The sequence below is a fragment of the Rhodocytophaga rosea genome, from assembly GCF_010119975.1.
GTDB classification, from domain to species: domain Bacteria; phylum Bacteroidota; class Bacteroidia; order Cytophagales; family 172606-1; genus Rhodocytophaga; species Rhodocytophaga rosea.
In genome coordinates this window covers 6,299,778-6,320,077 of record NZ_CP048222.1, presented here as the reverse complement: position 1 = coordinate 6,320,077, position 20,300 = coordinate 6,299,778, and the positions used below count along the sequence as shown (strand labels likewise).

Here is a 20,300-nt window from a genome sequence, read left to right as displayed (position 1 = left end):
TGCAGCTAAAGCATATATGTGTATGTGTTGTTTTCGTGATTTTGTGACTTTATGGAAGGATATTGTTTTTGTAAACCGGCTACAGCTTATTTTATTGATCAAATGCATTACGCCGGGATGAACGGATAAAAGATGGCCTGAAACTCTATATATCTGATAAAGGCTTCTTTTTTCAAAAATGTTATCTTTATTTACCTATCGTATTTGCAACATTATTGCAAATGTGTATTTTTGTACGCTCATCTAAGAAATGTTCAATAATGACGGGCTTGGGAGAAACGCTGCAATTCATATTTAACAAAGGTTTATTTTTTCTGGTATGGATACTGCCTGGCTTTCTTTATGCCCAGTCAGCCCAGCATACGAGAGAAGATTGCCACTATCATATTCATGGAATAGTAGTAGATCAGGCCAGAAAACCGATTGCTGGCGCTACCATTATTATAAAGGAGCTTGCTAAAGGAGATGCAACTAAAATCAACGGCGAGTATAAAATTGAAGATATCTGCGCGGGATCGTATACGATGGTGTGCAGTTATATTGGGTACGAGCCAGACACTGTGATCATCCAATTGTCGGAGAGCAACAAATATCTCACGCAGAATTTCCGGCTTAATGAAAGGGATATTGAACTCCAAACGATTACGATTGTAGAACAGAAATTGCCAATACCGGCCTTACAACCCACAGAACAATTGCAGGGATTAGAGCTGGAGAGTACCCGGGGAAAATCACTGGGCGAATCTCTGAAAAGTATTACCGGCGTTACCACCATCCAGACCGGCCCTTCTATTTCCAAACCCGTGATTCATGGCCTGCACAGCAACCGTATTTTAATTTTAAATGCCGGTATCCGGCAGGAAGGCCAGCAGTGGGGCTCGGAACATGCCCCTGAAATTGATCCGTTTGTAGCTTCGAGTCTTTCGGTGGTAAAAGGGGCAGCTGGTGTACGTTATGGGCCTGATGCCATTGGGGGAGTTATTCTCGTGGAACCTGCTCCGCTTCCTATAACACCTGGCTTGGGAGGTGAATTAAATCTGGTGGGCTGGTCGAATAACAGGCAGGGTGTTGCATCGGGAATTCTGGAAGGAAATTTAAAAAAGGCCAGTGCCTGGAGCTGGCGATTGCAGGGTACCGCTAAACGGGCAGGAAATGCCAAAGCTCCCGGATATTACCTGAAAAACTCTGGCGTACAGGAATTTAATTTCTCTTCAGCTGTAGGCTACCGCAAAAAAAATGTGGGTGGAGAAATCTTTTATAGCCGTTTCCAGACGAAGAATGGAATTTTTGCTGGCGCACATATTGGCAATATAACCGATCTGGAGAGAGCCATCGAATATGGAGCACCTCTGCCAGAATATGAGTCGGGGTTTTCTTATAAAATCGGAAGGCCTTACCAGCAGGTAACCCATCAGCTTTTGAAGGCAAAAGCATTTCTTACTTCCGCTCATCTCGGAAAGTTTACCCTTACCTATGCCAGGCAGCATAATTACCGGGGCGAGTATGACCTGCACCGTCCCAGAGGCAGCAACGAAAATACGCCTGAACTTGAATATACCCTACGTACCCATACTGCGGATCTGATCTGGGAACATAAACCCATCAAGCAGTTCATTACCGGCAGTGCAGGCATTACTACCTTCTGGCAAAGCAATGTAATTGGTGGGCGTTACCTGATTCCTAATTTCCGGAACCGGGGTATTGGGGTATTTGTAATTGAAAGGATAACCCAGAAAAAGTGGGAAGCAGAAGTAGGCATCCGCTATGATTACCGCCTGCTGGAAGTATTCAGGCTCCGGAATGGTGTCCGCTATGAACCTACTTTTCATTTCAGCAATTTCGCGGGTTCTGTAGGAGCTTCTTACAAACTCAATTCTAACCTTTCTTTTTCAGCCAACCTGGGAACCGCCTGGCGTCCGCCTGCCATTAACGAACTGTTCAGCGATGGTGTACATCATGGAGCAGCTGCCTATGAGAAAGGCGATACTTCTTTGGTTCCTGAAACGGCATATAATTTCACTGTAAGTACCCGGTATGAGCATGAAAAGTGGAATGCAGAAATTGGTGTGTATCAGAATTATATTGACCAGTATATTTACCTGATGCCGGTTTTTCCGCCGGTACTTACTATACGGGGTGCTTTTCCTTCCTTTCGCTATACTCAGGTAGATGCGGTTTTCAGAGGCGTAGATGCGATGGTGAGTTATAAAGTTCTTACTTTTGCCACTCTCCAATCTAAACTATCTTTAATCCGGGCCATCAACCGCAGTACAGATCAGCCTTTGCCTTTTATACCGGCAGACCGCCTCGAAAATACAGTTAAGTTTGATATTCCACATATAGATAAACTCAATCATTTACACCTGCAGATTGCCTTAAGTAGTGTGCATGTTTCCAAACAGCGACGTACACCAGCCAATAGTGATTATGCACCAGCGCCGGAAGGATATACGCTTTTTAATGCCGAAACCAGTTTTTCGTTACCGGCCTTGCATCAGGCAGAAATTGGCCTGGGTGTGAGCAATATTTTTAATACCAGTTATAAAGATTATCTAAACCGCTTCCGGTATTTCACCGACGAAATGGGAAGAAACTTTACGGTACGGCTGAAATTCAAATTTTAATTAATCTATACCAGCAATTAATAATTAACTAACTGATAACCACCTAAATTTCACATGCTATGTTAAGAATCACCAAACATTTCCTGCTTTTAGTACTGTTTTCATTTCTTGTAACCAGTTGCGACAAAGACGAAGAAAACCCAATTGAGGAAAATGAAGAAGAACTGATCACCACCGTTAAACTAACGCTAACAAATAAATCCAATGCCTCAGAAACGGTTACAGCTACCTGGAAAGATCCGGAAGGAGATGGTTCACCCATCATAACCGGCCTGACACTGAAGCCTGGAACGACATATGACGGCAGGATTGAATTTCTGGATGAGTCGAATCCGGCGAATGTGAAAGATATTACAGATGAAATTGAAAAGGAAGGTGATGCCCACGAGATATTTTATACTGTAACTGGTGCTGCCATGAATGTAAACAAAACAGATGCAGATAACAAAGGCTTTCCTCTTGGATTGACAACTACTTTTACTGCCGCTACTACCAGCAGCGGTACGCTAACCATTACGCTCAAACACAAACCCGATGGACTCAAACAAGCGGGAGATGATATAAATGTAGGCTCAACCGATGCTGAACCTGTGTTTCCGGTTTCGATTCAATAACTAAGTAACATTTATTAACTGAATCATCTAGAAAGCCTGCTGAATGAGCAGGCTTTTTCTTGCGTCATTTTCTTTATGTTGCTCACGCCGTTCTCTCCTTTATCGTTTTAAATACAGACCCACGTCCTAAATTCTACCTGATTTTTATTTATAAAAACGGTACATATTCCTGATCTCAATTATCAGGTTCTCTTATCCTTTAGACCTTAGGAGAAGTTGGCAGGATTGATATAATTATAGTTGTATGATTAACTTCCAGCTATCACCTTATTCTTTTACTGAACCGGAAAATACCGCTTGGCAGGAATAGCTTTCACAAGCAAACCGGCTTTGTATCAGAAAATAGCATATCAGCTTATACTCATAAATATACCTGGCATAAAGTATTGACTATCATACAATAAACGATAATATTTACGGATATTTTCTTCTCTGCAGCAACAGCAAACTAGCTGATTTTCAATTTCTGATTCCTGATTTTACTATTTAGCTGATTACTCCATGATTCAGGATTCTGAAAGGCTGTCTACCTAATGAATTAGCCTTGTTATGCAGCGTTTATTCAATGGATTTGTCAGTATAATACCCACTTCAACAACTAACATATGATGAGCTTAAAACTTTACCACCTGCAACTGATACTACTCACATGCACTCTTTTTACAAAGGCATTCGGACGGCAATCAGACACTCAATTTATTAAAACCATTGGTACTGTAAATCTTGTTGAACAATCTGGCCAAAACGTGTTTACAGGCAGTTTTTTTAATAAAACAGATATGGCTACAGCTTATCTTTCAGGAGAAGAAACGTATATAACTGCAAACACAGGTATTGAACCTATTAAAGTGTACCTGTCTGAAGATACACTAGCACCGGTGCTAACCTCTTTCTCGCCAGATAACGGTGCCACCGAAATAGCCACAAACACGTACCTTGTACTTGTCTTCAGTGAAGAAATAATAAAAGGAACGGGAAATATAATCGTTAGCCAGGGGGGAATTACACAGGTTATTCCCGTGAATAATGCAGTGATAAGTGTGGCTGGCAATCAGGTTACCATCGTTCCGGATAGTTTTACTAACAATTCCACTATTTCAATAAGTATCACAGCAGGAACTTTCAAGGATCTGGCAGGAAATGAGTTTGCTGGATTAGCTGAAGGGGAATGGATTTTTACAACGGTGGGCCAGGCAGATATACCTTCTGCCCTAATTTCCTTCTCTCCCATGAATGACGAAAATAATGTATCGGTAGACGCAACCCTGAGTATTACTTTTAATGAAGAGGTATTTGTAGGGTCGGGAGAGATCACTATTAAGCAGGGCAACACTACCCAGATCATTGAACTTTCCGACGAAAGAGTAAGCATTGCGGGTACTACTGTTACTATTAACCCAGATAATTTCCCTGGTAATACCTTAATTACAGTAAGTATTCCTTCCAGTGCTTTTGTAGATGTCACTGGTTATGAGTTTGCAGGAATTACGGATGGTGAATGGAGTTTTACAACGGTAGGCCAGGCAGATACACCTCCGGTTATCACCAGTTTTTCTCCGGAAAATACGGCAGGGAATGTACCAGTAAATGCCAGCCTAACCATTTCATTTAACGAAGAGGTGTTTGTAGGGTCGGGGGAGATTACTCTTACACAAGGCAGTAGTACCCAAATACTTCCCCTCACCGACGAAAGGATAAGCATTGCCGGGAATACAGTTACCATCAACCCGGATGATTTTCCATATAGTACAAGTATTACAGTAAGTATTCCTTCCAGTGTATTTGTAGATTCCATAGGGTATGAATTCGCTGGTATTGTGCCTGGTGAATGGAGCTTTACCACCGTATCCCAGCCTGAGCAATCTGTGGTAAAATTCATCCTGGTAAATGCCGATACTGACCGCCCTCTGATGCCGCTCGAAGAAGGTGATGTAATTGACCTCTCCAAACTTCCCACCCAGAACCTGAATATACAGGTAATTACCAATCCGGGTGTGGTGGGAAGTGTACTGATTGATTTGGATGGAAAGCTAGTGGTAGAGAACCAGCTTCCGTATGCCTACGGTGGAGGTGCCGGCACGAATTATAATGCTATCACCCTGCCGGTAGGAAATCATACACTTACGGCAACTCCTTATTCGGAACGGACGGCTTACACAGCTACCACCGGAAATGGATTGAAGGGTAAGGAACTCACCATACACTTTACAATAACTGGCACGTCCGTAAACAGCTTAGTGCTGCTCAATGCCGATACAAATGAAGATATCCTGGCGTTGAAGAATGGAGATGTGATTGACCTGGCTAATTTTCCTGCTGAAAATCTGAACATACGGGCCATTACAAACCCGGAAAGGCTGGGAAGTGTGGTATTCAAACTTAATGAACTTTCAATCCGGGAAAACCATTTTCCCTATGCCATTGGCGGCGATATAAACGGAGATTTCCGTTCCTGGACTTTACCTGCAGGCAACCATACACTTACAGCTACTCCTTATCAGTATATGGGTTCTGGTGGTAAGAAGGGAGCCGCACATACCGTTAGTTTTAGTGTGGTAAATACTAATCCGGCTGCCAGAATAAATTATGCCGACAACGAAGGTATATCTGGTAAGGTTGCTGCTTTTCCCAACCCATTTCACGATCGCACGCTCATTTCATTTAGCACCCCAGATAAAGGATATGCACGTCTCGAAATCTATGATGCCAAGGGCTTGTTTATCAGCAGCCCTTATCAAGCCGACCTAGAGGCAGGCAAATGGTATTCAGTAGTTTATGAAGCTGGTATGCTCAAAAGTGGAGTATATGTAGTAAAACTTGTTACCCAGCGGTACAGCAGGAATTATAAACTAGTATTGACAAAATGATACTATAATACCAAATCGTTGTTTGGCTTTGCTGAACTTCGTTTGCTGTTCGTAACATATTTGTAAATCAGCAATTTACTCAAAAAACATCATATTATACCGAATAGTATAAAGAACCTTCCATAGATGTTATATGTTGATCAAGTATGGGAAGAGTAACCAAAACTGAGCTCATCGAGAGTGCCGAGCAGTTGCTGAAGATGAGCAAAAAAATAGCCCATCCGCTAGCCGGAGCCAGACTGCGGGCTTTTTACCTCTACAAGAGTGGGCAGGCTAAAGCGTATGGACAAATAGCTGCTGCCGTAGGCTATGAGCGTCATGCAGTGGGCCAGTGGTTCCGGCTTTACAAACAGAAAGGGCTGCAAGCCTGTCTTCAGATAGATCCGGGCGGCCACAAAAGGGCATCACAGATTGCAGGTAAAGTACTTGAGCAGTTGAAGGCAAAGCTTGCTGATCCAAACAACTATTTTACTTCTTATAAGCAAATCCATGAGTGGTTGCACACGGCGCATGGCATTGATCTGAGCTATGAGCATGTACATTGGTTTGTCCACCGACAGCTGGGGGCAAAGCTGAAAGTGGTTAGAAAGAGCAACCTGAAAAAGGATCTAGCCTATGAGCAGAAGTATAAAAAAACTAAACTTGGTGCTCACTTTCCTCTTACAGCGCTACTATGCTCCTTTGGCTGCCAAAGGGGTAGTCAGCCATTGGAAGGTGTACTATCAGGATGAGAGCCGCTTTGGTTTGATGACTGTTTTGAGAAGAGCCATCACCCTTGCCGGCATAAAACCGGTAGGAGCCTATCAGCACCGCTTCATCTACCGCTACTGCTATGGATTGGTAGAACCGCTGACAGGAGATCACTTCTTTATTACTGCCCCACAGGTTAACACGCTTTACTTTGAGTATATGCTTGAGGAGTTTAGCCGCCATCAACCGCAAGTGTTCAAGTTTATCTTTGTAGACAAAGCAGGCTATCACCGGGCAAAAGCCTTGCAAGTGCCCCAAAATATCCGCCTGGTGTATTTACCTTCTTCCAACCCTGAACTCAATCCGGTCGAAAGGCTGTGGGGGGATATGAAAAACAAAGTAGCTTTTCACAACTTCAGCCATGAACAAGAACTGGAAGCCTGGATCACTAATACGGCTAAAAGTTATGGGCAAAGACAGATCGCCTCTCTAACCGGATACCCTTACATTTTAGAAGCCATCAGCAAGATTACAACCTCTATGGAATAGCCTTCGCCCTATTTGGTATTAAACTTAATTTAGTATGGCAATACTATAAGTTTATTCATACAAAACCCGTAAGACGGCTACAGCTTACGGGTTTTGTTTTAAAGGTTAGTACATATAAAATAACCGTGCCTTTACTGCGTAATGGTTTCTTTAAACTTATTATCCACTTCAGGAGTCAGAAAATCGGCGCTGGCAGCAATACCCTGTGTTTTAACTTGTAAAATGGCTTCATCAGATACCATAGAAACCGGTGTGTAATGCGAAGCAGGTTCATCTTTGTAAGAACGATTGCTTACCAGATTATAGGCCGAAATCAACGACCATCTGGAATGTTCGCTCAGGTTGGCTTCCGAGCGGTGTAATACATTACAATGAAAGAACAGCGTATCTCCAGGTTCTAATTCGACATACACCAGTTCCATCCGTTTGAGCGCCTCATTCACTTTCTCCATACTCGCTCCCACCTGCTGACCGGTAATCCCATGTTCTATGCGGCCCATTTTATGTGAACCTTTCAGTACCTGCAAACATCCGTTTTCTACCGTAGCCGACGTTAAAGCCAGCATTACACTTACCATATCCGGAAATAAAAATCCATTGTTATACCAGTATCCATAATCCTGGTGCCACTCCCAGGCGCCGCCCACTTTAGGTTCCTTCTGCATCAGTTTGGAATGATAATGTGCCACTGTTCCGCCTAAAATCATTTCCACGGCACGTACCATTCGCTGACAGCGGCTATACATGCCATATACGTCATCCTGCGGCGTATACCACAAAGCCAGTTTGGTACGCATCCCCTTGCTGTCATTAAAGTCAAAGGATTTCTGGCTTATGATATTGTCGTTTCTGGAAGTGCCATATATAGCTTCCACTTCTTCAGCAGAAAAAAATTTTTTGAGAATTACATACCCATCCCGGTCAAAAGCTTCTTTGTCGGCAGATGTAAATTGTTTGTAGTCCATAGGTATAATTCATTTAGAAGTTCATTCACTTAAAGTCATTAGCCAATAGTCAATCGTTGATAGCGGAAGATATATGTATTGAAGTGCTTCTAAATCTGGCTACCAGATTATACTTCCCGCTGGATAATTTCGCCGCTCTGCTTGTCTTTCAGAATAATTTTTTTGCTGCCATTGGGTAATTTCTCTTCTTTAATCAACAGATACTGAGCATCATATTCTTTAACGGCCTTGCCATTATTCTGTTCTTCCCCGCCACGCCATATTTCAAGTTCCACCGGTTCCCATTTTTTCGTTTTGGCAGATTTATAACAGGCGTCCATGATCGCATTCACCACATATCCATCATAAAAAGATTCTACTGGCTGCGTCCCTTTCTCCAGGGAATTAAACATGTCGGTAAACATATGGGTATAGCCTAATTCATGCACTTCGTCGCCAACCGGAAACAGCCATCCAGTTTCGCTCTCGGCTTTTTCGGCTACATAGCCCCTTGTTCAGCAGCCGTAAACACTTCAAATCCAGTCCGCAGAAAATGGTCAGTACGTATGGTTCCTTCCGTGCCCGATACTTCGTCCCGCAGATCCATACCTCCCCGGAAACACCAGCTCACTTCAAACTGTCCGATGGCTCCATTGGCATATTTTACCAGGCCAATGGCATGATCTTCGGCATCAATAGGTTTTACCTGGGTTTCTGCCCAGCACATCACTTCTACCGGCCGGACATCTTTGCCAATGAAACTTCTGGCGATTTCAATACAGTGACACCCCAGATCTACCAGCGCTCCTCCCCCGGACATCTGGAAATTCCAGAACCAGTCGCTGTGCGGACCAGGATGTGCTTCCCGGGAGCGTGCCCATAATACTTTACCCAGTGCCCCTTTTTTTACATAATCTATGGCTTTGAGGGTTTTGGGGGTATATACCAGATCTTCCAGATATCCGCCCATCACACCTGCTTTTTCTACTGCCTCCAGCATCGCTTTAGCTTCTGCTGCGGTTCTTCCCAGAGGTTTGGTACACAATACGGCTTTCCCGGCCTTAGCAGAAAGTTGAACTGCCTCCAGGTGCAGATGATTGGGCAGAGAAATGATGACAGCATCAATATTGGAATCATTTACAGCTTCTTCCATAGAGGTGGTCCATTTGGGAATATTCCATTTCTGGGCGAACCGTTTGCCATTTTCTTCACTGCGGGAGTATACACTCACCACCCGGTCAGGATTACGTTGTCCATGTAAAGCTGTGGTATAAAACTCACCGATAAAGCCTGTTCCTAACATTGCAATTTTTGCCATTCGAAAAAAATTTTAAGTAAAAGGTGATAAAATGATTTTGACTATTTGTTTTCAAAAAGGCTATTTTGAAAAAGCCAAGCCGGTAATTCTTACTTCAAGTATAATTATTTTATTTAAATGTAGGACATTTTTTTGGCAATTATAACAGAAGCCCTGGTTGCCCTCTCAACAAAAAAGTTATACTGGCACACGTATTTTACAAGCGGATTAATACTCTATTTTGATCTTTACCCTCAAAATGGTGAGTGTTGCCTGTTCCTGCTATCTGTTATCTCAGAAGGTTTGATTTGGATATAAAAACAGATGTAAGTCTTTTAGCTGAAAATTACCAAAAATACCCGAAAAAAGGTATTGCTTTTGGGTAGGAATGTGCTTAATTTTAAGACTTGCACTTTTTTGTAAGACCAATGGCAAAGCGCTCATACTTACTGGCAAGTGTAATAAATTATACGTTCTTTAACTTTTAGTGATAAATAGTTTTCAGATACCTAATCCAGGTTAATTACTACGCAGCCAGCCTTTAACAAATATACATCTGCTACTCTTCTACAAAAGGTATATGCTCAAACGCTACTTTCTATTATTGTTATTCTTTCCGCTCACCTGTAGTATTGCCCAGCAAGTGAGTAATGTACGGGCTGAGTCTAAAGGAGATGTTATTTATGTATTCTACGACCTGAAGGGTTCTATGGATAACCAGAAGTATAAAATTTCATTATACAGCTCACACAACCAGCTCGAAGAACCAGTTGCCCTGGTCAGTGGAAATATTGGAGATACCATTACGGCTGGCAACGACAAAAGAATTGAATGGCAGGCAAAAAATGAGCTTTCGCGCTATAATGGAGAGATTTCATTTGAAGTACAGGCTACCCTGGTTTATTCTCCCCTGGCTATGTCTGCTTCGCAAGTCAGCAAGACATATAAACGGGCCAAAGCACATACATTTTCCTGGAGAGGAGGCGTAGTAAATGAAAAAATCCGTCTGGAGCTTTTTAATGGCAATACCAGGGTAGCACAAACCGAAGATATTGCCAACAAAAAGCAATACAAATTAACCATACCCGCTCATGCCAGGCCGGGAGACAAATACCGTTTGAAAGTGACGACGGTTAACCATCCGGATAATTATACGCTCAGTAATACTTTTAGCGTGAAAAGAAGATTTAGCTGGCCGGTTAAACTGATTCCTGTAGCAGCTGCAGGTATTGCGTATCTATTGATTGAACAGCCCTGGGTACCTGACAGGACCCTTCCCGGGCCTCCCGGATTACCAAAAGAACAATAATATTGATTTCAACGGAGTCTTTTCTAATTGTCTTTGTATGAGTATGAAACACTTATTCCCAATTGCTTATATACTCTGGCTGGCTATTTATCCAGCGGCTAGTTTTAGTTATGCATCTACTGATACCCCTTCTGCCGCATTATTTCAATCTCCACTTAAGTTCACCGAAAATAAAGGCCAGATACTCAACGAACAGGGTAAAACGCGCACAGATATACTATTTACAGGTACTGGCAGAGGGGTGAGTTTTTATCTTACGAAGAAAGGGATCATTTATACCTGGAATAAAAATCAAAAAGGCAAACGCACCATACAGCAAGTACATATGGAACTGATTGGTGCCAGCACAAATGTAGAGGTACAGGCCGAGAGTCAGGTGCCCGGCGTAGATAATTACTTTCATTCTGCCTATCCAAAAGGAATCAGCCAGGTGCGGAGCTACCAGAAGATTATTTATAAAGAAGTATATCCACACATAGATTTTGTAATTTATACACATGGCTCCGAACTCAAATATGACTTTTTGGTGAGACCAGGCGGAAAAACTGAACATATTCGCTTTACTTATACAGGCAATCAAACCCTCAAACTACATAAAAAAGGCTCACTGCTCATCACCAATCCAATGGGTAAGCTCATTGAGGGAATGCCTTTTACCTATCAGACAAGTAAAGGAGATACAACTGAGGTAAAATCTGCGTACCAATTGAGTAAAGGGATTGTCTCTTTTAAAATAGATCCCTATGACCCCACTCAAGCCATTGTTATTGATCCGGCCGTAAGCTGGGCAACCTATTATGGCGGAGAAAAAGATGATCATACCGCCTATATTAAAACTGATGCTGATAACAATGTATATGTAACAGGACTTACCGAAAGCAAAACCAGTATCTTATATAACAATGTATTTTCCAATAGTTTCTCCCAGCCAACCATTAGTTATTTATTAAAATTTAACAAAGATCATCAGCTACAGTGGGCTACTTACATTGCCGATGGAAGTTCGGCAAAAGACCTGATCATCGATGCTACCGGAAGCCTTTACCTATGTGGGGAGATATCCGCTGAAGATATCTCTCTCGCTGTGTATAGTACCAATGCTCACCAGCCTCTTCACGGTGGAAGTATTGATGGATTTCTGGTAAAATTTGGCTCTAATGGCGTACCCATTTGGGCAACGTATTATGGCGGTACCAAAATCGATAAAGGGGAAGAGCTGGCTATTGGACCGGATGGGAATATTTATATGGTTGGCCAGACCAATAGCGAAAATGGAATAGCTACTGCAGGTGCGTACCGGACCACTGCGTACAATCCGGGTTGCAATTCAGATACTGATTGTGACCAGGATGCTTTTATAGCAAAATTTAATTCACAAAATGGCCAGCGTATCTGGGGCACCTATTTTGGAGGCACACACAGAGATTACAGCTCCGGTGTTGCTTCAGATGGCCAGTCAAACATATATATATGCGGCAGAACGATAAGTACAGATGGAATCGCAATCGGCAGCAATCCGCATCAGGCATTCAGAGCAGGCACTACCAATGGTTCAAATGTAAGCAGTGGCTATCTGGCTAAGTTCACTGATGAAGGACAACCGATATGGGGTACTTATTATGGCAACAACGGGTATGACAATGCCCTAAAGGTACTAACCGATGGGCCTGATAATATCTATATTATAGGAGATACTCAAGGTTCTGATTTTATTACCAATAGCAATGATATCAGCCGGGGTACTCATCAAACCTCAAGAGCAGGCAGCAGTGATGTATTCGTAGTAAAATTCAATAGTTCAGGCAAAAAAATATGGGCTACTTTCTATGGAGGTACTGCTTACGAAAGTGCCATACATATTCTTAGTGATAAAAAGGGAGGACTTTATATTATAGGCGTTGCAGAGAGCAGCAATGGAAGTAAAAACTATATTGCGACCACAACAAATAAAGTAGCCAATGGCTTGAGAAATGACTATGGTGGTGCAAAAGACCTGTTTATAGCCAAACTCGACACCGCTGGGAAAAGAATATGGGGTGCCTATTACGGCGATAATCAGGAAGAACTAGCCTGGGGAGGCTCAATAAATACAGAAGGTAAAATATATATTGCCGGCACTACAAAATCTAACATCACTATGCCTGCTCAAACAACAAGAGCAGAAAAGAAATCAACAAAAGATATATTTATTGCGCAAATAGACGATGTAAATCCTGCAGCTAATCTGCTGTCTCCTGCACATGAATCGGTGGCTGTACCAACCAATGCTACACTGGAAATTACGTTTTCTGAACCTATAGCCAAGGGCACAGGCAATATCAATATTAAACAGGGAGCTAAAAATACAGTCATTCCCAGTACAGATGCTTCTGTAATTATTGAAGGCAATAAAGCAATCATTAATGCTTCTAATTTCGATTCCAATACATTGGTTGAAATACAAATTGGGAATACAGCTTTTACAGATATTGCAGGAAATCCTTATGAGGGAATACCAGCGGAAAAATGGAAGTTTACTACTGCGCCGGATCTCACTCCACCGCATATTTTAACTAAAGTTCCTGCTGCCGGGGGTAATGCCGGAAGAGATGCAAAACTTGAATTACAATTTGACGAAGATGTATCTGCAGGAACAGGTTCAATTACTGTTTTAATAAATGGAACCCCAACAATCATTCCGGCTAATAGCGATGCCGTCACCATCAACAAAGATAAGGTTACAATTACTCTACCTCTGCTTGAATACAATTCAACAATTTCTGTTCAGATAGATGCGCTGGCTTTTAAAGATCCGGTAGGGAATTATTTTGCAGGTATTCCAACTGGAGAATGGCAATTTACCATAAACCCAGATCAGGAAGCACCTCTGATCACGAGTACATCTCCTCTCAATGAAGCTACGAATGTAGCGGTAGATACTAAGGTAGAAATACTGTTCAATGAACCTGTAATTCGGGCCACAGGCGAAATTACGATCAAACAAAATGGCTCTCCACTAAATGACTTAGGTATTACTACCGATGTCAACAAAGTAACGATTGCATTACCTGCATTCAAATTAGGATCAGTAGTAACTATTGAAATCAGCAATACAGCTTTTAAAGATATAGCCGGAAACTATTTTGCAGGCCTTGCTGCCGGTGCATGGCAATTCAGCACACTTCCGCAACTTATAATTACGCCAGCAACTTTTGAACCTGTCTCTATTACCCATAATGGGCAGGAATTTGATCCTACCAGTATACCCAATTTATCAATTCAGCTTAATCCGAATCCCTCCGAAACCCAGGTTATGCTTTACACCAGAGGTATTAGCAGAGCCGAAACAGGCTGGAAAAAACAATCAGTTGCACCTACTGAGAATACTTATACTGTTCCGGCTCCAACAGATAGCATCGATCAAATTGGATTAGAATATTATTTTGAAATTACCCCGCCTGCTCAGTATGGTCCGGCATTTACCAGCGATACAGGCATAGTGTACATCAATTACGAAAGCGGTTTAGAAATCCCTTTAGCAAAAGGCAGTTCTCAAAGGGATTACCGGCTGATTTCTATTCCGCTTACTCTTGCAGATAGTACTGTAAATGGGTTATTCGTAAATAAACTAGGCGGACAGGACATTGAAAAGTGGCGCTTGTACCGGTATAATAACAATGGCAGTTTGGCTGATTATGAGGAATATAAAAACAGTTCTACAAGTTTTACAACTATTGAAACCGGCAGGGCCTACTGGATTCTCGCCAGAGATGGGAATAACTTTACTTCAGGCCAGGGAACTACCTTAAAAGTTCGGCAAGCGAAACCCTATACCATCCATCTCCAGCCAGGGTGGAATTTAATTGGCAACCCATATGATATGGAAGTTTTCTGGGAAGATGTAAAAACAGCCAATGCCACCCATGCACCAGACTTAGGAGAGCTTTATATTTATAATGGCAATGGTAACTATGATTTTGGAGATCTTAAACAATATTCGGGCGGTTTTGTATGGGCAGACAATGCTACTGATCTCAAAATTCCTGTACTCCACAACAGAAATGCAAGACTTTCAGCAGAACATCCTTTGTATGATAAAAACTCAGCGTTTGAAGTAAATTTTACCCTTGAAAGCAAATCCATGCGTTACCACCTTAGTGGCCTAGGCATGCATCCATCGGCATCTACTGGAAAAGACCGCTACGACAGGTATCTGTTGCCCCGTTTTACAGATTATCTGGAAATCCGCTTTGCCTCAGAGATAAAGAAAACACCTGGCTTCACCAAACAAATGGTGCCGGTATCCGATGAATATACCTGGGAATTTACGGTTGAAACCAACCTGACAACAGAACTGGCAGAACTAAAGTGGGAAAATTACTTTTCTGAGCCAAATGGCAAACAATTATATCTCTATGATGTACAGCAGGAAGTGATTGTAAATATGGTTGAACAGAATATTTACAAGTTTAACCCAGCGACCTCGGCTCGTTTCAGGGTATATTATGGCTCGCCCCTATATATCAGCAAACACCTGCGCCCGCAACGCATCAAGCTTAATCAGAATGTTCCCAATCCTTTCCGGGGAGAAACCCTGATTCCGTTTAGTTTACCTGATTCCAGAAACGAATATATGGTAGAAGTAAGCATTTACAATACGACTGGCGCTAAGGTAGCAGAATTAGCAAGTGGCAAGTACCAGCCAGGTTTCCATCTGTTGAAATGGAATGGAAAGGACATACAAGGAAAACCACTTCCGGCTGGTTTGTACATTGCCAGGCTAACAGTAGCAGGAGAAAAACAAAACAAGGATATGTTCCTACGCTTGATTATTCAATAGCCAAGCAATATTTGAAAATATATCGAGCCAGCAAGGAGATCAAAATAATTTAAACTGCTGTTAATAAGGAGTTAGCAGTAAAATCAATTATCTTTATTCTAAATCCTGCTGGTTTCCTGACAGGTTTTATACAACAAACTGATGATGGTATACTATTTAATTTCTGAAGGTTACTATAGGCTCGATGATCTATTAAAACAATACCGGTTATTCCTAACCCTACTACTATGAAAATAAAAATATTAACTTTAATTCTGTTTCTGATTTCCGGAAGTTTTGCTTTGCAGGCACAAACCGTAAAAGGAAAAAGTGCGCCCATTTATGTAGAAATTGGCGAAGATGAACTGCCATCTATAGAACCTAAACTCCCTAAAATTTATGCCGTTGTCATTGGTGTGTCTGAATATCAGCAGCCGGAGATGAACCTGCAATATGCAGATGACGATGCAAAAATGTATTATGAATTCCTGAAAAGTCCGCAGGGAGGTTCTCTGCCCGACGACCGGATTACGCTGCTGCTGAATGAAAAAGCAACCCGTGCCAATATTATCAAAGCGCTCAATACTCAGTTTAAAAATTCTTTCGACGATGATCTGGTGATCGTCTATATTGCCAGTCATGGAATGCCTTCTGCCGAAACCGACAAGTTATATTTCCTGGGTTCAGATACAGATAAACACAACCTGGAAGGAACAGGTATTGCACAAAGCGACATTATAGATGCCATCCGTAAATGCCGGGCACAAAAGAAAATATGGATAGCCGATGCCTGTCACTCTGGTGCTGTCCGCATGGATAATGCGATCGCCGGATTACGGGGCACACAGGAAGCGGCGCAGGCAAGTATGGTGAACCGGCTGCTGAAAAATGTGGCAACTGCCCAGAATGGAATGGTTGTTCTTACGGCGTCTTCTTCCAGTGAACCCTCTCAGGAAGGCGCACGTTGGGGAGGTGGACATGGTGTGTTCACGCATTACCTGGTAGAAGGCCTGAAAGGGGCTGCCGATGAAAACAAAAACGGGATTGTAGATGTAAGAGAAGTATTTGAATATGTGCGCATCAAAGTTTCCAACGATACTGACCGCAAACAATATCCTGACCTCAATAACCCAATCCGGATGCCCATGAGTGTGCTGAGAGCAAGCAAATAATAGCAAACCGTTGTTAATGGTTATTGGCTATTTAGTGTTTATAAAACGATATATGTGATAATTTGCAAATACATATAAAACAAAAAACAGGCTTTGAGCCTGTTTTTTGTTTTATATAATAAAGATAGAGTTGATATGATTTGAAAATTAAATGATTGTTAATTATAAGTATTAGATATACAACAATCTACCAACGAATACCTATCAACGATGCTATATTAATTATTCCCACGTTCATTTACCAGGAAGCCATCAGCAAAGAAACCATATTTATCAAAAATAGAACGGACGGCTCTTCTGAGAAATCTTTCGTTATTTAAGGCTTTTTCATCGAATACACCGGAAGCATATCCCTGCCAGATGGTAATATCACGTTTGGTATCAACGAGTTGAATCAGCAGCGTACCTTCTTTTAAGCTATACTTAACCGGATCATATCCTTCTTCCTCATCCAAATCTTCCTTGGGAATCCAGTTTTCTTTATTTATTTCAGGCTGGTTGTAGCCCTGAAATTTAAAATCCTTATAATAGATTTTATGAAATACCAGCAAACTAGGTTTTTTCTGGGTCATTTTATACCCATGCAGTTCGAGCCGGTTTTTAATTTCACGTTCAATAATAGGGTTATTCATGCTTGAATCGCCATCCAGCTGCATGTTATTAGCCATGCAGAAGGACTTGTATTTTCTAAAATCTGCCCGGTAACTGTAATCAGTTTCGACCAGATAACGGTCCTGGCGCATGCAAGCAGAAAATACAATAAAGGTTAACAGGAAAATGGAAGGAATCGTAGTGGTTTTCATATATCATATATACATTATTTTTCAATCACATAAGTTAGTCATATTTATTTAAGCGCAAAATCACCGGAACAAAAAAATTTACGCAAACCTGATATATCTGGATTTTTATTTTATAAATATATATTCTGACAGAATATTCCGCTAATTATCCGCTATTCAGGATGATTTTGTTTTAGTTACATTTCACGCTTAGTAACATTAACTATCCGGGAAAGAATATGTTTAGCCAAGTTTGTTCAGATATTAATAAACTGATAAATGAAATATTATAACTAGCATAAAACATTTACTGAAGCAAAGGTGAAACCAGGTACTACAGGGATAGTTATAAGCGAGCATTGTATTAATTCAGATCAAAAATGGCGTAGTACACCTGCTGTGCTTTAAACTACCACAGAAATATATACTCAGCTTATTTCTGCCTTGCCAGTTCGCCGGATAAGATTTGCTGGATGGTTAATTCAAAAGATATGGGCTTGTGCAGCAACAGGTACGTTTGTGAATACCTGTTATATAAAATACCATCATAGGTAGCTGGCAACAATACAATTCCTTTACTAGTCAGCAAGCCGTATTTTCCCTGGACTTCCATGCGTACATTCCCATCTGGAAGTGGGGTTAACTTCTCATATTTTACGTATATGCTTTCTACCCCATTCTTTCCGAGCAAGCCTTGTTTACCCCCTTTTTCTGTAATAAAAACGCCGGTTGTATCCCGGATGATGCGGTCATAGGTAAAACCTGCTGTCTCTTTGCCATTCTTATCAAGCAGGCCCCATTTTTTCCCTTTTTTCGCAATACTAAAACCACCCTGAAAAGGTGTAACTTCCTCGTAATAGGGTTGAATGGCTATTTTATCGGCATTATTAACAAAACCCCACTTTCCGGAAAGCCTCACTGCTGCCAGGCCTTCAGCAAAAGGCTGCCCTCCATCATACCGGTTTGAAATGCGGAGCCGCCCCCTTTCATCTACATATCCATACCTCCCGCCCGTTCTGACCAGCGAGTATTGATGAGGTACATACTTTAGTTGCTCTATCTTTTTTGGTTCTTTCACCAGCATAGTACCTTCCCTGTCGTAGAGGAAAATATTTGATTTTTCAAAAGCCCAGAATGTGCCTTCTCCAGACATCACAGAAACGCTGTCATATACAGCCGGTACGCATAATACCCCACCCGGATTTAACCTGCCAACTTTGCCTTTTTGCCTGAACGCTATACTGCCATCGTCCACAAAATTCAACGGAATAGGGCTGGTATATTGCTTCTTGCCTGCCTTATCCAGCACATCCCATCTGCCTTTTTCCTGCCGGATAAAATACCCGAAAGTACTGATCTGATACCTTTCGGCGGTAGGCGGCAAATACCAGCTGCCATCTTTTTTTAAAATTCCAGCCTTTCCATTTTGAACGGCTACGCATACACTATCTATAAAATTACCCAGCGAATCAAATTGAAGGGGTATACTTTGTTCATCGGATGAATTGATAAAGCCATATAATTTGTCTTTCCTCACCCGGATATAACTGCTATCGTTAATGGCATCAATAAAATGATACGCCTTACTTTTTATAGGCTGTGCGTTGGCGGCATTTGCAGAAACCAGTTCCCACTCCCAATTATCTTGCTGCCTTATTCCGGCTTTTATATATTGGCCGGAAAGAATAACCAGACTATCATACCTGGCTGGCAAGTACGTTTGCAAGGTATCACCATTTCTGGTCAGTGCCCCATATTTATTCTTTGAACGATACAGAACATAGCCTTGTGTTGATGGAAATACCTGATCAAAAGAGGAACGTATAGTGGAAGTAGGGGCCGTATAAATTCCTGTCTTACCCTGCCAGGTGAAAGCAAAAATATGCTGACTAATTTCGTACAGGCTATCTGCAGCCACTTTACTTTTTATCTGTCCTTTGGCATCTGTCCAGTGGAAGGCAGGAAAAGAGGTAACTTCCACTGTGCCAGGTTTGCCCTGAGAAATATTTGCATATTCCAGCGGAAGTAATACCTGATGGCTTGTGCTGAGTAGCCCATATGCCTGTACTGAGCTATTATCTGCGTTGTAAATACGATTGATACCGGCTAGAATTATACCAGCCTGAGGCATAACAGCCAGGGAATGATACACAATTGGAATGATCTCATTGCCTTTTGTATCAATCAGGCCAAATAAAGTATCTGTCTGCTGAAACTGTGTAACAATTTTGCCTGCTTTGATATAATCTGGGGAGAAATATGCCAGCATTTCATAAGTTGGTGGAGTAATTACTTTGTTTCTGACTGAAATTAAACCCCATTTCCCCTGTTGCTTATAGCCTGTAACCTCTCCGCTCACTGCCGGTACAGCTTCTTTCTCTACAGTCCAGCCTATGTCTTCATACTTGGCAGGAATAGCCCATTTACCACGGCTGGTAACCAATCCCCAGGAACCGTTGGCTTTTGCACCGGCATAGGCTCCTCTGAAGGCTTTTGCTGACTCATACTGCGGTTCAATTACAATACTTCCGCTTTCATCTTTGTAGCCATAGCTGCCATCTGAATGCTGGAAAGGAATCAGGGTTGAATTGTTCTGAGCCAACGAAGAAAAAGTGCAGAGCAGGAAAATAAAATAACAAATCCGGTACATAGCG

Annotated in this window: 11 protein-coding genes and 1 pseudogene; 8 read left to right on the top strand and 4 right to left on the bottom strand. The window is 41.9% G+C overall.

Annotation, left to right across the window (positions count from 1 at the left end; all coding sequences use genetic code 11):
• Positions 1 to 260 precede the first annotated feature (260 nt).
• The 5 genes from GXP67_RS26070 to GXP67_RS26050 all read left to right on the top strand — a co-directional run bounded on the left by GXP67_RS26070 (position 261) and on the right by GXP67_RS26050 (position 7,344).
• Positions 261 to 2,624, top strand: a complete 2,364-nt coding sequence (locus GXP67_RS26070; RefSeq protein ID WP_162445839.1) for a TonB-dependent receptor — start codon at positions 261 to 263, stop codon at positions 2,622 to 2,624.
• Between the two features lie 59 nt (positions 2,625 to 2,683).
• Positions 2,684 to 3,238 carry a type 1 periplasmic binding fold superfamily protein gene (locus GXP67_RS26065; protein ID WP_162445838.1) on the top strand — a complete coding sequence of 185 codons (555 nt, stop codon included), beginning with the start codon at positions 2,684 to 2,686 and terminating at the stop codon, positions 3,236 to 3,238.
• A 605-nt stretch (positions 3,239 to 3,843) separates the two neighbouring features.
• Entirely contained in the window at positions 3,844 to 6,105 is a 2,262-nt protein-coding gene (locus GXP67_RS26060; protein ID WP_162445837.1) for an Ig-like domain-containing domain, read from the top strand.
• 146 nt (positions 6,106 to 6,251) lie between these two features.
• On the top strand, positions 6,252 to 6,836 hold the full coding sequence (locus GXP67_RS26055) for a helix-turn-helix domain-containing protein (protein WP_162445836.1): 585 nt from the start codon (positions 6,252 to 6,254) through the stop codon (positions 6,834 to 6,836).
• Entirely contained in the window at positions 6,751 to 7,344 is a 594-nt protein-coding gene (locus tag GXP67_RS26050; protein WP_162441765.1) for an IS630 family transposase, read from the top strand. The genes GXP67_RS26055 and GXP67_RS26050 overlap by 86 nt, the downstream gene beginning before the upstream one ends.
• Positions 7,345 to 7,475: 131 nt before the next feature.
• Here the strand turns inward: GXP67_RS26050 and GXP67_RS26045 are convergent, their stop codons facing one another.
• Together GXP67_RS26045 and GXP67_RS26040 are read right to left on the bottom strand one after the other, a co-directional pair.
• On the bottom strand, positions 7,476 to 8,309 hold the full coding sequence (locus tag GXP67_RS26045) for a phytanoyl-CoA dioxygenase family protein (RefSeq protein WP_162445835.1): 834 nt from the start codon (positions 8,307 to 8,309) through the stop codon (positions 7,476 to 7,478).
• A 107-nt stretch (positions 8,310 to 8,416) separates the two neighbouring features.
• Positions 8,417 to 9,606 (bottom strand): annotated as a pseudogene (locus GXP67_RS26040) (Gfo/Idh/MocA family protein).
• Positions 9,607 to 10,165: 559 nt separating this feature from the next.
• Here GXP67_RS26040 and GXP67_RS26035 point away from each other — a divergent pair.
• The 3 genes from GXP67_RS26035 (at position 10,166) to GXP67_RS26025 (ending at position 16,864) form a co-directional block, all read left to right on the top strand.
• Positions 10,166 to 10,894, top strand: a complete 729-nt coding sequence (locus GXP67_RS26035) for a hypothetical protein (protein WP_162445834.1) — start codon at positions 10,166 to 10,168, stop codon at positions 10,892 to 10,894.
• Between the two features lie 43 nt (positions 10,895 to 10,937).
• A complete protein-coding gene (locus GXP67_RS26030; protein ID WP_162445833.1) occupies positions 10,938 to 15,713 on the top strand; it encodes a DUF7948 domain-containing protein in 4,776 nt (1,591 codons plus the stop codon).
• A 227-nt stretch (positions 15,714 to 15,940) separates the two neighbouring features.
• Positions 15,941 to 16,864, top strand: coding sequence for a caspase family protein (locus GXP67_RS26025; RefSeq protein ID WP_162445832.1), 924 nt, complete (start codon positions 15,941 to 15,943; stop codon positions 16,862 to 16,864).
• A 218-nt stretch (positions 16,865 to 17,082) separates the two neighbouring features.
• Here GXP67_RS26025 and GXP67_RS26020 read toward each other — a convergent pair whose 3' ends face one another.
• Both GXP67_RS26020 and GXP67_RS26015 read right to left on the bottom strand, forming a co-directional pair.
• Positions 17,083 to 17,667 (bottom strand): DUF4136 domain-containing protein, encoded by a 585-nt coding sequence (locus GXP67_RS26020; protein WP_162445831.1) that lies wholly within the window; start codon positions 17,665 to 17,667, stop codon positions 17,083 to 17,085.
• 412 nt (positions 17,668 to 18,079) lie between these two features.
• A complete protein-coding gene (locus tag GXP67_RS26015; protein ID WP_162445830.1) occupies positions 18,080 to 20,296 on the bottom strand; it encodes a WG repeat-containing protein in 2,217 nt (738 codons plus the stop codon).
• Between the last annotated feature and the right edge of the window lie 4 nt (positions 20,297 to 20,300).